We start from the raw sequence: 15,494 nt of genomic DNA on the forward strand, positions 1-15,494 counted from the left end.
CGCCGGGGACGGGTGGGGCTCCCGGGCCACGGAGATGTCAGGCGGCGACCAGGCCGGTCTTGCGGGCGCCCGCGTTGCTGAAGCGGAGCCAGAACTCGACGCCGTCCTTGAAGTCGGTGCCGAGGATCTTCCAGCTGCCGCCCGGCACGTTGACCTCGTCCTTGCAGACCACCTGGTTCTCGTCGTGGTTCTTGAGGTAGCACAGCTTGAGCACCGTGCCGTTGCTCGGCTTGACCTGGATGTCCGCGCACCGGTTGGTGGTGCGGTAGTAGGCCGCGCCGGGCGGGGCGTCGATCTCCCCGGGTGCCTTGTCGTACCTCCAGGCGCCGCCGAGGCAGGAGGCGGCAGGCGCCCGGTGCTCCGGCGTCGCGACGGCCGCCGGGGTGATGAGGCCCGCGCCCAGCGCGATGAGGCCGGTGACGAGTGCGAGGCGCTTCTTGGTTCGCATGATGTCCCCTCGGTGTTCTGCCGATGTGGCGTACACAGGCCCCCGTGGGTCTGTGTGCGGCAGTCCACCGTCCGCGGAATTGTCCGGCAGCCCCCTCACGTCCTACCGGACAAAGGAGGTGGGGCGGACGGGGAGGTTCTGCTTACGCTTCGCCGTTCCGGCGGCCGGTCAGGGAACCGAAGTCGAGCATGGCGTCGGCTTCGCGCTGGGTCTCCTCGGCGGTGCGGGCGGCGATGGCGACCACGTCACCCCGTTCGGCTATCAGCAGGTCGTAGATGGGCGCGGTGTTCTCTGGAGCATGCACGTCTTGTGGTCCGTTTCTACTGGTCGTCGCGGCCATCACCCTACTGGGCGCCCCCGGCGGCGGGAGGCGGAGGGGGTGACCCGGTGATCAGCGGCGGGCCGCTCACGGGAGAGCTGGGCCACCGGCGTTCGGCCTGGTCAGGGGGTGGCGCGCAGGAGCACAAGGGATCCGTCATAGGTCGGGCGGCCGCGCAGCCGGCCGAAGGCTTCGTCCCACATGCCGGACCCCAGGGCGCGGCGCAGGGAGACGTCGAAGTCCTGCCGCGCGCGGTCGTCGACGAAGCTCCAGGCGGAGCAGGCCTGGCGGGCCGCGGGGTTCAACAGGAGTTCGGGGCGGCCGTAGTAGGCCTCGTTGAAGCCGTCGGTGCAGTCCAGCGGGATGGGCACGGGCCGGACGGCGGTGGTCCCGCCGAGCGCGGCCGTGAGGCGGTGCAGCGCGGGGTAGCGGCGGGCCTCGGTCTCCAGCACGTCGGGGGCGTACTCGTAAAGCCAGAAGTCACACACGCGCGCGGGGTCACAGGTCAGTACGACGACGGGGCCGCGGGTCACGCGGCGCATCTCGCGCAGCCCGGCTTCGGGGTCGGACCACTGGTGGACGCTGAAGAGGGTCATCGACGCGTCGAACTGTCCGTCGGCGAACGGGAGGTCCTCGGCGACGGCGTCGACGGCGGTCGCGAGCCGCGCCGGGCGCCGCGCGCGCAGGGCCAGGGAGGGCTCGACGGCGGTGACCCGATGGGCCGCGGTCTCGTACGACCCGGTGCCCGCGCCGACGTTGAGGACGCTGTGTGCGTCGCCGAGGGCCTGGGCGATGACACGGGCGATGCGCTCGTCGGGGCGGCGGAAGGACGCGTGGCCGGGGCCGGTGGCGCTGCCGTCGACGCTGCCGTCGTGGGTGCGCATGACCATGGGTGACCTCGCTTCTCGGGCCTGGCCGGGGCGGTCCTGTCCGCTCCTCGAACAATTCCCTCCATCTTGCATCTGCCGCGTGAATGTTCCTAGGAGCCTCGCGAATGCTTGGCTGATCGGCCAAAGGGTGGGGCATTTATGTTATTGATCTTGGAGGTTCCGTCGGGGCGGAGGGCCGGGCCCGGAGGCGTCTTGGCCTCAGGCCGCAGTGACGGGGCGTCACTGCGGCCTGCGCTCCGGCTGTGGCGGTCAAGGAGGGTCAGGAGGGTCAGGAGGTGGTGAATGCGGCGGCGCGGTCGGTGGCCCAGGTGGTGAAGGGGCGGGCGGGGTGGCCGGTGAGGCGCTCGACCGTGTCCGTGAGGGGTACGGGCTCGCCGTCGTGGGATGCCCACCAGTTCAGCAGGGTGTCGGCGTACACGGCGGGGATGTAGTCGGCCGTCTCGCGCTTCCACTCCTCGCGCGTGGCGTGGCGGACCGGGATCGGGCGGCCGGTGACGGCGGCGAGCTGCTCGATCTGCTCGGCGAAGGTGAGGGACGCGGGGCCGGTGAGGGTGAACCGGCCGCCGCGGTGGCGGGGATCGGTCAGGGCGGCGTGCGCGGCCTCGGCGACGTCGTACTCGTGGATGGGGTCGTTGTGGGCGTGGGGGTAGGGCAGGCTGACGGGCTTGCCGGACTTGATGGACCAGGCCCAGCCGCCGGCGTTGGAGGCGAAGGAGCCGGGCCGCAGGATCGTGGTGGTGATCGGCGAGGCCAGCAGGGCCTGTTCGACGTCGAAGTGGGACTTGGCGAGCGGGTCGCCCGCGGGGTCGGGGCCGAGGACGCTGGCGGAGGAGAGCAGTACGACGTGGGTGACGCCCGCGTGGTGGGCCAGGTCGGCGAAGTCGGTGACGCGGTCGGCGGCGGCGTAGAGGAAGACGGTGGTGACGCCCTCCAGGGCGGCGGGGAAGGTGGCCGGGTCGGTGAGGTCCAGGCGGACCGTCTCGACTCCGGCGGGCGGCGTGAGGCCCTCGGGGCGGGCGGAGCCGACACGGACGGGCAGGTCGTCGCGGTGGAGCAGGGTGGTCAGGTGGGTGGCGACCGCGCCGCGGCCGCCGGTGATCAGGAACATGGCTGTGCTTTCTCCGTACTGGTTCGTGGGGTGGGGCCGGTGGCCGGGCCGCCCGCAGGCGACGGAGGCGGCGGTGAACCCGGCGCGGCCGGTCAGGAAGGCGCGGCGGCGCCCGTACGTGTGGGCGAGCCGCCCGCCGACGGCCAGGGGCGCGCCGGGGGCGAGGGGGAGGGCCTCTTGGGGAGCGTGTCGAACGTCGTTCGTCGCGAACATCGTTCGTTCCGAAGGTAGGTAACGAACGGCGTTCGTGTCAAACAGTGTTCGTTTCGGGCTAGGGTCTCCCCATGAGCACGCAGCCCGTCAGCCGCCGCGCGCGGCCCGCCAAGGCCCCCCTCAGCCGCGACGTCATCGTGCGCACGGGCCTGAGGATCCTCGACCGCGACGGCCTGGACGCGCTGACCATGCGCCGCGTCGCCAAGGAGCTCGACACCGGCCCCGCCTCGCTCTACGTCTACGTCGCCCACCGCGACGACCTCATGGCCGCCATGCTCGACGAAGCCCTCGGACAGGTCCGCCCGCCCGGGGAAGGCACCTGGCGGGAACAGCTGCGGGCGCTGATCGCCGCGGCCGTCGAGGCGATGAGCCGCCACGAGGGCCTGGCCGCCGTCGCCCTGGGCGCCATCCCCACCGGCGACAACGTCCTGCTGGTCCTCGACCGCATGCTCGCCCTCCTGAAGGACGGCGGCCTCGACGACAACGCCGCCGCCTGGGCCGTCGACCTTCTCTGGCTCCACACCGCCGCGGCCGCCACCGAGGAGAGCGCGTACCGGACCAAGGGCTCCGACGAGGAGTCCACCATCGCCGCGGCCGACCGCCGCTACGCCGCCCTGCCCGCCGACCGGTACCCGATGATCACCTCGCTGCGGCAGGCCCTGTTCTCTCCCGGCGACCGCGACACCTGGGCCCTGGAGGTGCTGATCAACGGCATCCTGCACACCCCCACCCCCTGAATCGGACCGGCGCCTGTCGGCGGGATGTCGGTGCCCTCGGGGCCGGAGCCGGCGATGTGTCGGTGCCCGCTGCCACGGTGGCTTTCGGCCACTCCCCTCGGGAACGGCCCTGACCAGCACGTGCCGTCGCATCGACAGGGAGCCTCACGCCATGACTGGAACGCCCTCCGCCGCGCCCTGGGACGTGCACCGGCTGCCGCGTGCCGAGGGCCGCGTCTTCCTGGTCACCGGGGGCAACGCGGGCATCGGGTACTTCATCGCGGAGCAACTGGCCGCGACCGGAGCCACCGTCGTGCTGGGCAGCCGGGACCCGGGACGGGCGGAGGCGGCCCTCACCTCGATCCGCTCGCGCGTGCACGGCGCGGCGGTGCGCGCCGTCCGGCTGGACCTCGCCGACCTGTCCTCGCTCGGCGCGGTGGCGGACTCCCTGGACGTGGAAGCGCTCGACGCAGTGGTCCACAACGCGGGCGTCGCCCTCGACCACCCGCCGCGCCGCGAGACGCCGGACGGCCACGAGCTGATGTTCGGCACGAATCACCTCGGGCACTTCGCCCTGACGGGCCTGCTGCTGCCGCTCCTCGCGGCCGCCCCGGCGGCACGCGTCGTGACCGTCGGCAGCTTCGCGGCGAAGACGGAACGCCTCGACCTGGACGACCTCCCGTCCCGGCGGGACTACCGGGCCGCACGCGCCTACGGACGGTCCAAGTTGGCCCAGATGTACTTCGGGCTCGAACTCGACCGGCGCCTGCGGGACGTCGGCAGCCCGGTGGGCAGCGTGGTGGTCCACCCCGGCGGAGCTCTGGACGCCCTCACCCCGGCGCGGCCACCGGTCCACGCGCGCGGCCTCGGGGCGCGCCTCGGCGCGGCGCCCGCCGCCCTGCTCGTCCAGGGCAAGCACGCCGGTGCCTGGCCCGCGGTGCGAGCGGTCCTCGACCCGGCCGTGCGCGGAGGGCAGCTGTGGGGGCCGCGCCGCTTCGGCCTGCGCGGCGCCCCTCGGCAGGAGGAGGTGTGGAGCCATCTCGCCGACACCGCCGTCGCGGCCGGGCTGTGGGACGCCAGCCGCGACCTGACCGGCGTCGACCCGGGCCCGTGAGCGCACCGAGGAGCGGGCCGTGCTCCCGGCCCCGACGCGGCGGGCACGCGCCTCGACACATGGGCACGCGCCGAGGCGCGGCTGGGAGGCACCTCCCTGCGGCCGGGAAGCACCGGGATGCAAGGATCAGGCGCGTGAACAGTGATCCCACCGTGCTCGACAACCCCGTCGCCCAGTCGCTGCTCGGCACGCACGCGCATCTGGCCCGACGGCTCGGGCAGGCCGCCACGTACCTGCCGGAGGTCACGACCTTCTGCGCGCTGCCCACCGAGCCCGACCCGGCGGACTGGGCCGATCTGGCCCGGCTGCTCGGCAGCGACGGCTTCGCCGACATGTTCAGCAACGCGGCGCCCGCGCCCTCGGACTGGGAGCCGGTCTTCGTCCTGGAGGGGCGGCAGATGGTCTGGCCCGGCGGACGTCCGCCCGGTGACCCGGGTGCCGCGTCCGACGCCGCGATAGCGGAGCTGGGGCCGGACGACGTGCCGGACATGCTCGACCTCGTCAAGCGGACCGAACCGGGGCCGTTCTGGACCCGCACCGTCGAACTCGGCACCTACCTGGGCATCCGCGTGGACGGAGCCCTGGTGGCGATGGCGGGCGAGCGGCTGCGGCCCCCGGGCTGGACCGAGATCAGCGCCGTGTGCACGGCCCCCGAGGCCCGCGGCCAGGGCCACGCGGCCCGCCTGGTAAGGGCGTTGGCAGCCCACATCCTGGCCCGGGGCGACCAGCCGTTCCTGCACGTGGCGGAGGCGAACTCCGGCGCGATCGCCCTGTACGAGCGGCTCGGCTTCGAGACCCGCGGGCCCGTGACCTTCCAGGGTTTCCGCACGCCGTAGACCCGGTGCGGGGGCGCGGCCCCTCGGAGCGCCGCCGCACCGCATGGCCCCGCCCCGTAGGGGCACCCGCCGTGCACGTGACGTCGCGTCACGGTGGCGCGAGACGGCAGGGGGGCGCATGCGGGACACGCGGGAAACACGGGGCAAGGCCGGAGACGGAGAGGCACCGCCGTGGTGGGACGTCGCCTTCGACGCGCACGGCGACGCCGTGGACGAGCGGCAGGGAGACCGGGTGGCCGGCGCGGCCCGCGAGGCCGATGTGCGCCACCTGGTCGTGCTCGCACACACCGCCCACCAGGAGCCCGAGCTGACGGAACGGGTCGACGCGCGCTGCCGCGCCCTGTTCGCGCAGGCCGAGGTCACGGACGGCGTGGGACTCGTGGGGGTGCGCTGGCCCGGCATGTGCTTCGCGCCACCGGAGGACGGCCGTGCGGGGCGGCTCACCGACACCGACGTCGCCGGACTGCGCCGGGTCTTCCCCGACGGCGGGGACACCCTCACCAAGCTCCTCGGGCTCCTCGACGAACGGCCCTTGCGGAACGGCGCCCTGGACGACGTGGGCATCGCCCTGCGCCGCCTCGTCGAACAGCCCCTGGACACCCCGCTGCACGCCTACGGCACCGACCTGGGCGCGAACGTCCTGCCGCAGACCGACCCGGCCATGCTCATCGACAGTCCCACCCAGGTGTGCGAGGGCTTCGCCGAGGCCCTCGACGCGGCCCGGCAGGAGGTCGAGCGGGTGGAGAACCGCAGCCCCGAGCGGTTCGAGGAGGCCCATACCGGCTCCGGCGCACCCGAAGTCTCCGAGCACGGCACGCTCACCGAGTCCGGCACGGCCGGGCCGCGCCCCGCCGACGACCCCACCGAGCGCCTGTCGCGGCCCGAGTCCCTCGCGCCGAGCGAGCGCCCCCTGCGTGACCCGCACGCCGAGCGCATGCCCGGCCGGGTGTGGGACGGCGCCCACCAACTGCTGTGCGAGGTCACGTCGTACGCGATGAGGAGGCACGCCGGGCTCATCGGCGAGCGCGCCCTCGCCCCGCTCCTGCGGACCCTCGGCGAGAGCCTGCCCGACACCCGCATCCACCTCGTGGGCCACGGAGCGGGCGCACGTCTGGTGGCCTACGCCGTGCGGGGCCTCGGCCCGGACGAGCGGGTCGCCTCGCTGTGCCTGTTCCAGGCGGCCCTGTCGCACTTCGCGTTCGCCGAGCACCTGCCCCAACTGAGCGGCGGGGGAGCGCTGGCGGGCCTGCACCGGCGCGTCACGGGACCCGTCGTGTGCTGCTACTCGCACCACGACCTGGAACTCGGTCTGTTCTTCCCGCTCGCCTGCCGCAGGATCGGCGACGGAGCCCTGCTCTCCGGCGCCGGCCGGACCTGGGGCGCACTCAGCTACGACGGGATCCAGGGCATCGACGGCAGCCCCGCGCTCACCCTCGCCGACGCGCTCACCGAGGGCGCGCTGCCGTCCTCCGGGTACGTCGGCGTCGACGCGTCCGAACGGATCCGCGCGGGCGGCCCGCCCCGGGGCGCGCACGACGACGTGTTCCACCAGGACCTCGTCCGCCTGGTCGGTGCGGCGGCCGGCCTGGCCTAGGGAGCGGAGCCCAGGACGGGCCGGGCGGGCACGCCTAGCCGTTGGTGTAGACGTACCGCTGGCCCAGCGGCCAGCCCGCGCTGCGTCCCGCGTCCGTCACCAAGAGGTGCTGGTACTGCGGGACGGTGACGAGGTTCTGCGTCAGGGAGGGGCACAGCACCGCGCACCCGGCGGCGGTCTGCGTGCCCAGGCGCAGGCCGTTGCCGTCGAAGAAGACGTACTCCACGTCGTCCGCGGCCTGCGTGGTGTCGACGTGCACCGTGGCCGGGACCGGCGACGACAACCGGAACAGCACCCCGCCCACCCCGGCGGCACGCAGCTGCCGGGCGCCGATGCCCAGGGTGCTCCACCGCGGCCGCGGCGCGTCCACGTCGAGCAGGGCGATGCGCAGCGAACCGAGACCGGGCCCCTGCAACACGGCCCGGGGCGCGCGGTCCAGGCGCGCGGCGGCGCCGCCGGAGCCGTCCCCGCCGTCGTCCGCGGTGGACGACGGCGTACGCGTCCGGCTGGGAGCGGGCTCGTCGGGGGACGGGGAAGCGGGCGGCGACTCGCTGTCCGAGGGGGACGGCGATGCCGAGGGCGACGACGACGGTGAAACGGGCGGCGGCGACACGATGAGGGTGCCGTTGACGCACTGGACGTTGTGGCCGTTGCAGGCGAGGTTGTTGCCGTTCTCGTTGCTCTGGCCCTGCGCGTCCCCTTGGTCGCCGCCGCAGCCGCTGAGGGGGACGACCAGGCAGAGCAGCAGCACCGCCGTGGCGGTGCGGCGCGGTGCTCGCGTCATCCGCCGGAACTCCCTTGGGACGCGGGCCGGTTCGTGGCCGATGCGCTCGATGTCACTCCCGAGTCGCAGGCGACGTGCTGGCCGATGCACGCCTGGTTGTTGCCGTTCTGATTGGTCTGGACGATCGTCCCCGGACCGCGCTGCTCGCCGCCGCCGTCCTGCCCCCACACCGTGATGAACGCCGCCACGATCATGCCGACCGCGCCGATCACCGCCGCGATCAGGCCCACCGCGCCCCTGCCCCCCATTGCGCCCCCTCGACCGGCGTGCACCGCGCGAGTGCCGGTGCGCCGGGAGGCCAGCGTAGGCGCGGCACCAGGGTCGGAGGAGGCAGTGGCGACCGGGCTACGCCAGACGGCCCGGACGCCGTGCCTGCGCCCGCGCGGGCCGGTCTACGCGTGGACCGGCGCGGGCGAGGACCCTCGACGCCCGCGGGGCCCGCCGAGTTCAGCCGAGCGACCGTGTCACTCAACACAATCAAGCGACATGGTCAGATGACAAAGTCGTGTGTATCTTAATGATCAAGCGACTGCCGGTGCGGAACGAAAGGCCCCCTCATGACGCACGCCTCCACCCCCGACCTCACCTCCACGGCGACGGCCCAGGCGATCCCGGAGCGTCCGGCGCTCCCCCTGATCGGCCACGCCCTCGACATCCCGAGCGGAGCCGACGGCCTCGTCCATCTGATGAAGGAGGTCAAGGAGTTCGGCCCGGTGTTCCGGATCCGCGCCTTCGGCTCCGAGACCGTGATGGTCGGCGGCCTGGACCTGGTGGCCGAGCTGGCGGACGAGACCCGGTTCCGCAAGAACGTGCACGGCGACCTCGTCGAGATCAGGGAGATCGCCGGGGACGGCCTCTTCACGGCCTTCCACCACGAGGCCAACTGGCAGAAGGCGCACGACATCCTGATGCCCGCCTTCTCGCTCGGGGCCATGCGCGGCTACCACGCGACGATGCTGGACGTCGCCCGTTCGCTGATCGCCAAGTGGGACAGGCTGGCCGGCGAGGGCCCGGTGGACGTGCCGGAGGACATGACCCGGCTGACCTTCGACACCATCGGACTCTGCGGATTCGGCTACGACTTCGAGTCGTTCCGGCGCGACGACGCCCACCCCTTCGTCGACGCGATGAGCAGGGCGCTCGCCTACACCCAGACCAAGGGCGAGTCGATCCCGGGCACGGAGGTGTTCCGCTGGCGGCAGACCGAGCAGTTCCGCAAGGACGCCGTGCTGATGACCGAGCTCGTCGACGAGGTGATCCGGCAGCGCAGGGCGTCGGGCGACACCAGCACGGACGACCTCCTGGGCCGCATGCTCCACACCCGCGACGCACGGACCGGCGAGCCCCTGGACGACGTGAACATCCGCAACCAGGTGATCACGTTCCTCATCGCCGGACACGAGACCACCAGCGGGGCCCTGTCGTTCGCCCTCTACTACCTCACCAAGCACCCCGAGGTCCTGGCCCGCGCGCAGGCGGAGGTCGACGCGCTGTGGGGCGACACGGACGCGCCCGCGCCCGAGTACGGCGACATCGGCAAGCTCGGCTACATCCGCCAGGTGCTCAACGAGAGCCTGCGGCTGTGGCCGACCGCGCCCGCCTTCGCCATGGAGCCGATCGAGGACACCGTCATCGGCGGCACGTACGCCGTGCGCAAGGGCGAGACCCTGATGGTGCTCACCCCGGCCCTCCACCGCGACCCCGCCTGGGGCGAGAACGTCGACCTCTTCGACCCCGACCGGTTCACGCCCGAGCGCGAGGCGGCCCGCCCGGTCCACCTCTTCAAGCCGTTCGGCAGCGGTGAACGCGCCTGCATCGGCCGCCAGTTCGCCCTGCACGAGGCCACCCTGCTCCTCGGCCTGCTGGTCCACCGCTACCGCCTGCTCGACCACACCGACTACCAGCTGGAGATCAAGCAGACCCTCACCCTCAAGCCCGACGCGTTCACCCTCGAGCTCGCCCGGCGCACCAGCGACGAGCGGCGTCTGCCCGCCGCCGCGAGCAGCGCGCCCGTGAGCGAGGACCGGCCCGCGGCCCGCCGCGCCACCGCGACCGCGCTGACCCTGCTGCACGGCTCCAACCTGGGCACCTGCGCCGGGCTGGCCCACGACCTCGCCGCCGACGGCGACGACCACGGCTTCACCACCGAAGTCGCCCCCCTCAACGACCGGGCGGGCAGGCTCAGCCCCGCCGACGGCCCCGTGGTGATCGTCGCCGCCTCCTACAACGGCCGCCCCACCGACGACGCCGCCGAGTTCGTCACCTGGCTGGAGGGCCTGGAGCCCGGCGCCCTCGACGGCCTGCGGTTCGCCGTCCTCGGCGTCGGCGACCGCAACTGGGCCGCCACCTACCAGCACGTACCGACCCTCATCGAGGAGTGGCTCACCGCCGCCGGTGCCACCCCGCTCCTGGAGCGCGGCGCCGCGGACGCCTCCGGTGACTTCGCCGGCACCGTGGACCGCTGGAGCGCCGACCTGTGGACGGCCCTGCTCGACCGGTACGGCACCGCCGACGGCGAGGCGGCACGCCCCGAACCCGACACCGCGGAGCCGCAGAGCCTGTACGAGCTTCAGGACGCCACCGCGTGCGTCACCGGTGAACTCGCGGCCCGGCACGGCGTCCAGCCCATGGACGTGCTCGACGCCTACGAACTCGTCGACATGGAACACGAGCTGGGCCGCTCCAAGCGCTTTCTGAAGCTGCGGCTGCCCGCGGGCGTCTCCTACCGCACCGGCGACCACCTGGCCGTCCTGCCGCAGAACCCCGACGCGCTCGTCCAGCGGGTCACCGCCCGGTTCGGCCTCGACCCGGAGCGCACCGTGCGGCTGAGCGCCCGCCGCCGCGCCCGCAACACCCTGCCCGTCGACCGGCCGCTGACCCTGCGCCGACTGCTCACCGACTTCGTGGAGCTCCAGACCCCGGCCACGCCCGAGCAGGTCGCCGTCCTCGCCGAGCACACCGCCTGCCCGCCCGAGCGCCGCCCCCTGGCCGAACTCGCCGGACTCGACGCCGACGCCTTCCGCGAGCGGGTCACCGTCCCCGGGCTCAGCGTCCTGGACCTGCTGGAGCGTTACCGCGCCTGCGAGCTGCCCTTCGAGCGCTTCCTGGAACTCCTCCCGGTGCTGCGCCCGCGCCACTACTCCATCTCGTCCTCCGCGCAGGCCGCGCCCGGCGAGATCGACCTGATGGTGTCGCTGCTCGCCGCGCCCCACCGCGCGGGCGAGGGCACCTTCCACGGCATCGGTTCGCACTACGTCCAGACCGTGCGGGCCGGGGACACCGTCCAGGCCAGGGTCCTGCCGTGCGGCGAGTCCTTCCGGCTGCCCGAGGACGACGCGGTCCCGGTCATCCTGGTCAGCGCGGGCACCGGCCTCGCGCCCTTCCGCGGAGCCGTGCTCGACCGCCTGCACACCGGGTCCTCCGGCACGCTGCTGTGCTACTTCGGCTGCGACCACCCCGAGGTCGACTACCTGCACCGCGAGGAGTTCGAGACGGCCGAGACGGCCGGAGCCGTCAGCATGCGGCCCGTCTTCTCCCAGGCTCCCGAGGACGGCGCCCGCTACGTCCAGGACCGCATCGCCCGGGAGAGCGCCGAGGTCTGGGACGTGCTGGAGGCGGGCGGCCGGGTCTACGTCTGCGGTGACGGCCGCCGGATGGCCCCCGCCGTGCGGGAGGCGTTCCTGGCCGTCCACCGCGAGCACACCGGCGCGTCCGACGCCGAGGCCGCCGCCTGGCTCACCGGGCTCACCGAGTCCGGCCGCTACGTCGAGGACGTCTGGACCGGCTGAACCCGCCGCCCCTCACCGCCGCCCCACCTGCCGCACCCGCCCCGTCCGGTGGTCACGGACGCCCACCCGGCGCACCCGTGACCACCGGGGCGGCGCACCCGTGACTCCGGGGCCGGACCCGTGACTCCGGAGCGGCGCCCCCGAGGCTCCGGGGCCGGACCCACTCCTTCCGCACCTCCTACCGATGGGAATCCCATGGCTGTCGCACTCCCGCCCACCCGCCGAGCACCTGTGGCCGACCGCACCCCGCGGGGGCGTCGATGAGGGCGCGCGGCACGGCCGCCCTGACCCTCGGCGTCGCCGTCGCGCTGATCGCCGGAGCCACCCTCGGCAACGGCGGGGCGAACCTGATGCCCCTCTTCGTCGACGACTTCTCCTCACGGTTCGCCCTTGGGGACTCCGGTGCGGGACTCGTCGGCGCCGCCCAGCTCATGGCCACCGCGCTCGTCACCCTGCGCCTCGCCGCGCGGGCCGCGCGCCCCGGCCGCGTCCGCATGGCCCGCACCGGTCTCGCCGTCGGCCTCGCGGGCTTCGTCGGGGCGACCGCGGCGAGCGACCTGCCGACCCTGATCCTGGCCAACCTCGTCATCGGCGGCGGACTCGGCGCGGTCTACGCCGCGGCCACGGCGGCGATCGCCGCCACCGACGACGCCGACAAGGCGTCCGCGGCCACCATCGCGGGCACGGTGGCCGTGACCGCCCTGCTGATCATGGCGGTGCCCGCGGCCAACCACAGCGTGGGGGAGGGCACCGGCTTCCTGGTCATGGCGCTGTGCTGTCTGCTCGCCTGGCCCCTGGTGGGCGGCCTTCCCGACGGGCCGACCACGAACGGGGCCGCGCAGGCCGGGGCAGCCACGGCGGGGACCGCCCCGGCCGCCACGCCGCACGACGCGGCCACCCCCTCCTGGGTCCTGCTGGGCGGGATCGCGCTGCTGTGGGCCGTCACCCAGGGCGCCTGGGCGTACGCCTCGGTCTTCGGCCGCGAACACACCGGCATGTCGCCGTCGGCCGTGTCGGTGGTCCTCGCCGTCTCCGGCGTCGTGGCCCTCGTCGGCGCCGTGCTCGGCCCCGCCGCCGCCCGCCGCTTCGGCCGTACGCGGTCCCTGGCCGCCTTCATCACGGCACAGGCCCTGTCGATGGCCGCCCTGGTGCTCACCCACGACCCGGTGCTCTTCATCGTCGCGGCCGTCCTGTGGCAGGCCTGCCAACTGGCCGTCCTGGTACAGACCCTCGCGGCCGCCGCGCTCCTCGACCCGAGCGGACGCCTGGTGGCCTCCCTGAGCGGAGCGAGCGCGCTGGGCACCGGCATCGGGCCGCTGGCCGTCGGCGCCGTCCTCGACACGGCGGGCGCCGGGGTGCTCGGCGTCGTCCTGGCCCTCGGCACCTTCGTCGCGTCCCTGCCCCCGCTGCGGATGACGGTCGCCAGCGCCACGGCCGACCGCGCCCAGCCGCAGCCGCAGCCGCAGCCGGAGACTGAGCCCGAGCCCGACCCCGCGGCCACGACAGGCTGAACACCCGTCACATCTCAGGCCGGGCGGGCTCCCACGGACCGTCGCCAGGCGTCGCGCGCGCTCTTCACCGGGCTCGCGCAGCGCCGTACGATCCAGTAGCCGCCCCGCGTACGCCCGCCCCGCACGGTGTCCGCGTACGCCGTACAAGGCGCACACCCTGCGAGGCACACACCGCGTGAGGCGCACACGGCGCACGCCCCGTGCCACGCCACGCCCGTCCCCGCACACGCTCCGCGATCGATCCCTCGTCGACCCCAGCCAGAGGTGACCCGTGGACAGCCAACCCCCTCTCTTCCGCCTCGACGCGAGCGCCGGTGACCTGCACGGCGAGAACCGGAGGCTCCGCGCGATCGGCCCCGCCGTGCGCGTGCGGCTCCCCGGTGGAGTGCCCGCCTGGGTCCTCACCCGCCACCAACTCCTCCAGGAACTCCTGGCGGACCCTCGTACGGCGAAGGACCCGGCGCACTGGTCCGCGTTGCGGGCGGGAGAGGTGCCGGAGGGCTGGCCGCTGATCGGCATGGTCACCAACCGCGGCATGACCACCGCCGACGGAGAGGAGCACCGCCGACTGCGCGAGCTGGTCACGCAGGCCTTCACCGCGCGGCGCGTCACCGCGATGCGGCCCCGCGTCGAGGCGGTCACCCAGAGCCTCCTCGACGGCCTCGCCGAGGGCGGCACCGATCCCGTGGACCTGCGCCGCCACTTCGCCTATCCGCTGCCCATGGCGGTGATCGGCGACCTGCTCGGCGTGCCCCACGAGCGCTTCGACGACTTCCGGAACCTCTCCGCCAGCCTGACCAGCAGCGTCACCCCGCCCGAAGAGACCCTCACCACCCAACAACGCCTGCACGCGCTGCTCGCCGACCTCGTCGCCGACCGGCGGAAGCGGCCGGGGGAGGACCTGACCAGCCAGCTGATCGCCGCGCGTGACGACGGGGACCGGCTCTCGGAGCCGGAGTTGATCGGCACCCTGATCCTCGTCCTCGTCGCGGGCCACGGCACCACCCTCAACCTGATCACCAACGCGACCGCGGCGCTGCTCACCCACCCCGAGCAGCGCGCCGCCGTCACCACCGGGCAACGGCCGTGGGACGCCGTGGTGGAGGAGACCCTGCGCTGGGACCCGCCCGTCGCGCACTTCCCGCTGCGCTACGCCCTCGACGACATCCCCGTCGGGAACGTGGTGATCCCGCGCGGCGAGGCCATCCTGGCCTCGTACGCGGCCGCGGGCCGGGATCCCGACCGATTCGGCCCCGACGCCGCCGAGTTCGACACCGCCCGGCCACGGCCGAGGCACCTCTCCTTCGGTCACGGCCCGCACCACTGCCTCGGCGCGGCCCTGGCCCGGCTGGAGGTGGGCATCGCGCTGCCGGGCCTGTTCGGGCGGTTCCCGGACATGGAGCTCGCCGTGCCGCGCGCGGAGTTGGTGCCGTTGCCGTCCTTCGTCAGCAACAGCGTCCAGGCCCTGCCGGTGACCTTGTGCGGCGGCTGACGAGGTTCCGGAGCGGGACCCCCGGGCCGCTCGGGGCCGCCGGATGGAATGATGACGGGCGACAAGGCGACGGCGGTCCGAGGAAGCCGGTGTGAATCCGGCGCGGTCCCGCCACTGTGATCGGCGAGCGCGTCCCGGCCTGCCACCGCCCCGCAGGGGGTGGGAAGGCCGGGACGGACAGCGACCCGTAAGCCAGGAGACTCACGCGGTCGCCTCCTCCGCACAACACCGGGGCGGATCTCCCCGGAGAGAGGCAGGACGCGGCATGCCCGCAAGACAGGCCCGGAAGTCGTCCGGCACCGCAGGAAGTCACGACACGGCCACCGGCCCGGCGCCCTGCCGGGTCGTCGTCTGCCGGGACTGCTGCTGCGGCACTCCGAAGGTGACCGGCGTCGACCACGCCGCACAGACCGCGCGCCTGCGGGCCGAGGCACCCGTACGCGTCTCCGCCTGCCTGGACGTGTGCGACCAGGCCAACGTCATCGTGGTCCAGCCCTCCGCCGAGGGCCGGGCGGCCGGTGCCCGGCCGGTGTGGCTCGGCCTGGTCAACGACGCGGACGCGACCGAGGACATCGTCGCCTGGGTCCGCGCCGGGGGCCCCGGCGTCGCTCCGCGGCCGGAGATCCTCGACCTGTACGCCTTCACCCCGCCGCGACGCCGCGCGGTGTCCTGAACCACCGC

Annotated in this window: 14 protein-coding genes and 1 riboswitch; of the genes, 8 read left to right on the top strand and 6 right to left on the bottom strand. The window is 74.1% G+C overall.

The genetic code is table 11. The features are described from left to right. Positions 1 to 37: 37 nt before the first annotated feature. The 4 genes from C9F11_RS40720 to C9F11_RS40735 all read right to left on the bottom strand — a co-directional run bounded on the left by C9F11_RS40720 (position 38) and on the right by C9F11_RS40735 (position 2,978). Positions 38 to 448 carry a hypothetical protein gene (locus C9F11_RS40720; RefSeq protein ID WP_138965321.1) on the bottom strand — a complete coding sequence of 137 codons (411 nt, stop codon included), beginning with the start codon at positions 446 to 448 and terminating at the stop codon, positions 38 to 40. A gap of 142 nt (positions 449 to 590) precedes the next feature. Further along, the gene (locus C9F11_RS40725) at positions 591 to 752 is read right to left on the bottom strand and encodes a hypothetical protein (protein ID WP_249402091.1); all 162 of its coding nucleotides are present in this window, start codon (positions 750 to 752) and stop codon (positions 591 to 593) included. Positions 753 to 889: 137 nt separating this feature from the next. Further along, positions 890 to 1,657, bottom strand: coding sequence for a class I SAM-dependent methyltransferase (locus tag C9F11_RS40730; RefSeq protein WP_138965325.1), 768 nt, complete (start codon positions 1,655 to 1,657; stop codon positions 890 to 892). Positions 1,658 to 1,925: 268 nt separating this feature from the next. Next, a complete protein-coding gene (locus C9F11_RS40735; protein WP_346347440.1) occupies positions 1,926 to 2,978 on the bottom strand; it encodes an NAD(P)H-binding protein in 1,053 nt (350 codons plus the stop codon). Between the two features lie 71 nt (positions 2,979 to 3,049). Here C9F11_RS40735 and C9F11_RS40740 point away from each other — a divergent pair, with 71 nt between their 5' ends. The 4 genes from C9F11_RS40740 (at position 3,050) to C9F11_RS40755 (ending at position 7,238) form a co-directional block, all read left to right on the top strand. After that, complete coding sequence (locus tag C9F11_RS40740; protein WP_138965327.1) at positions 3,050 to 3,715, top strand: TetR/AcrR family transcriptional regulator C-terminal domain-containing protein; 666 nt, start codon at positions 3,050 to 3,052, stop codon at positions 3,713 to 3,715. Between the two features lie 151 nt (positions 3,716 to 3,866). Then, on the top strand, positions 3,867 to 4,808 hold the full coding sequence (locus C9F11_RS40745) for an SDR family NAD(P)-dependent oxidoreductase (protein WP_138965329.1): 942 nt from the start codon (positions 3,867 to 3,869) through the stop codon (positions 4,806 to 4,808). Between the two features lie 134 nt (positions 4,809 to 4,942). Further along, positions 4,943 to 5,644, top strand: coding sequence for a GNAT family N-acetyltransferase (locus tag C9F11_RS40750; protein ID WP_249402092.1), 702 nt, complete (start codon positions 4,943 to 4,945; stop codon positions 5,642 to 5,644). A gap of 118 nt (positions 5,645 to 5,762) precedes the next feature. After that, complete coding sequence (locus C9F11_RS40755; protein ID WP_138965333.1) at positions 5,763 to 7,238, top strand: hypothetical protein; 1,476 nt, start codon at positions 5,763 to 5,765, stop codon at positions 7,236 to 7,238. A gap of 34 nt (positions 7,239 to 7,272) precedes the next feature. On the opposite strand, the gene C9F11_RS40760 is transcribed toward C9F11_RS40755, so the two are convergent. Both C9F11_RS40760 and C9F11_RS40765 read right to left on the bottom strand, forming a co-directional pair. Next, the gene (locus C9F11_RS40760; protein ID WP_138965335.1) at positions 7,273 to 8,022 is read right to left on the bottom strand and encodes a hypothetical protein; all 750 of its coding nucleotides are present in this window, start codon (positions 8,020 to 8,022) and stop codon (positions 7,273 to 7,275) included. After that, a complete protein-coding gene (locus tag C9F11_RS40765) occupies positions 8,019 to 8,252 on the bottom strand; it encodes a hypothetical protein (RefSeq protein WP_138965338.1) in 234 nt (77 codons plus the stop codon). Before C9F11_RS40765 ends, C9F11_RS40760 begins: the two co-directional genes overlap by 4 nt. Positions 8,253 to 8,579: 327 nt before the next feature. On the opposite strand from C9F11_RS40765, the gene C9F11_RS40770 reads away from it, so the two are divergent. The 4 genes from C9F11_RS40770 (at position 8,580) to C9F11_RS40785 (ending at position 15,486) form a co-directional block, all read left to right on the top strand. After that, complete coding sequence (locus C9F11_RS40770) at positions 8,580 to 11,810, top strand: cytochrome P450 (protein ID WP_138965340.1); 3,231 nt, start codon at positions 8,580 to 8,582, stop codon at positions 11,808 to 11,810. Positions 11,811 to 12,070: 260 nt separating this feature from the next. Continuing rightward, positions 12,071 to 13,321, top strand: coding sequence for an MFS transporter (locus C9F11_RS40775; RefSeq protein ID WP_138965342.1), 1,251 nt, complete (start codon positions 12,071 to 12,073; stop codon positions 13,319 to 13,321). Positions 13,322 to 13,592: 271 nt separating this feature from the next. Continuing rightward, on the top strand, positions 13,593 to 14,813 hold the full coding sequence (locus C9F11_RS40780) for a cytochrome P450 (RefSeq protein ID WP_138965344.1): 1,221 nt from the start codon (positions 13,593 to 13,595) through the stop codon (positions 14,811 to 14,813). Between the two features lie 79 nt (positions 14,814 to 14,892). Further along, positions 14,893 to 15,016, top strand: a riboswitch (cobalamin riboswitch). Between the two features lie 62 nt (positions 15,017 to 15,078). Next, the gene (locus C9F11_RS40785) at positions 15,079 to 15,486 is read left to right on the top strand and encodes a (2Fe-2S) ferredoxin domain-containing protein (protein ID WP_138965346.1); all 408 of its coding nucleotides are present in this window, start codon (positions 15,079 to 15,081) and stop codon (positions 15,484 to 15,486) included. The last annotated feature ends 8 nt before the right edge of the window (positions 15,487 to 15,494 follow it).

The sequence above is a fragment of the Streptomyces sp. YIM 121038 genome (genome assembly GCF_006088715.1).
Classification (GTDB): domain Bacteria; phylum Actinomycetota; class Actinomycetes; order Streptomycetales; family Streptomycetaceae; genus Streptomyces.

Excerpts from the sequence above, each read along its gene's own strand:
- C9F11_RS40720 (WP_138965321.1), bottom strand. The coding sequence starts at position 448 with ATGCGAACCAAGAAGCGCCTCGCACTCGTCACCGGCCTCATCGCGCTG.
- C9F11_RS40730 (WP_138965325.1), bottom strand. The coding sequence starts at position 1,657 with ATGGTCATGCGCACCCACGACGGCAGCGTCGACGGCAGCGCCACCGGC.
- C9F11_RS40735 (WP_346347440.1), bottom strand. The coding sequence starts at position 2,978 with ATGTTCGCGACGAACGACGTTCGACACGCTCCCCAAGAGGCCCTCCCC.
- C9F11_RS40740 (WP_138965327.1), top strand. The coding sequence starts at position 3,050 with ATGAGCACGCAGCCCGTCAGCCGCCGCGCGCGGCCCGCCAAGGCCCCC.
- C9F11_RS40745 (WP_138965329.1), top strand. The coding sequence starts at position 3,867 with ATGACTGGAACGCCCTCCGCCGCGCCCTGGGACGTGCACCGGCTGCCG.
- C9F11_RS40755 (WP_138965333.1), top strand. The coding sequence starts at position 5,763 with ATGCGGGACACGCGGGAAACACGGGGCAAGGCCGGAGACGGAGAGGCA.
- C9F11_RS40760 (WP_138965335.1), bottom strand. The coding sequence starts at position 8,022 with ATGACGCGAGCACCGCGCCGCACCGCCACGGCGGTGCTGCTGCTCTGC.
- C9F11_RS40770 (WP_138965340.1), top strand. The coding sequence starts at position 8,580 with ATGACGCACGCCTCCACCCCCGACCTCACCTCCACGGCGACGGCCCAG.
- C9F11_RS40775 (WP_138965342.1), top strand. The coding sequence starts at position 12,071 with ATGAGGGCGCGCGGCACGGCCGCCCTGACCCTCGGCGTCGCCGTCGCG.
- C9F11_RS40785 (WP_138965346.1), top strand. The coding sequence starts at position 15,079 with ATGCCCGCAAGACAGGCCCGGAAGTCGTCCGGCACCGCAGGAAGTCAC.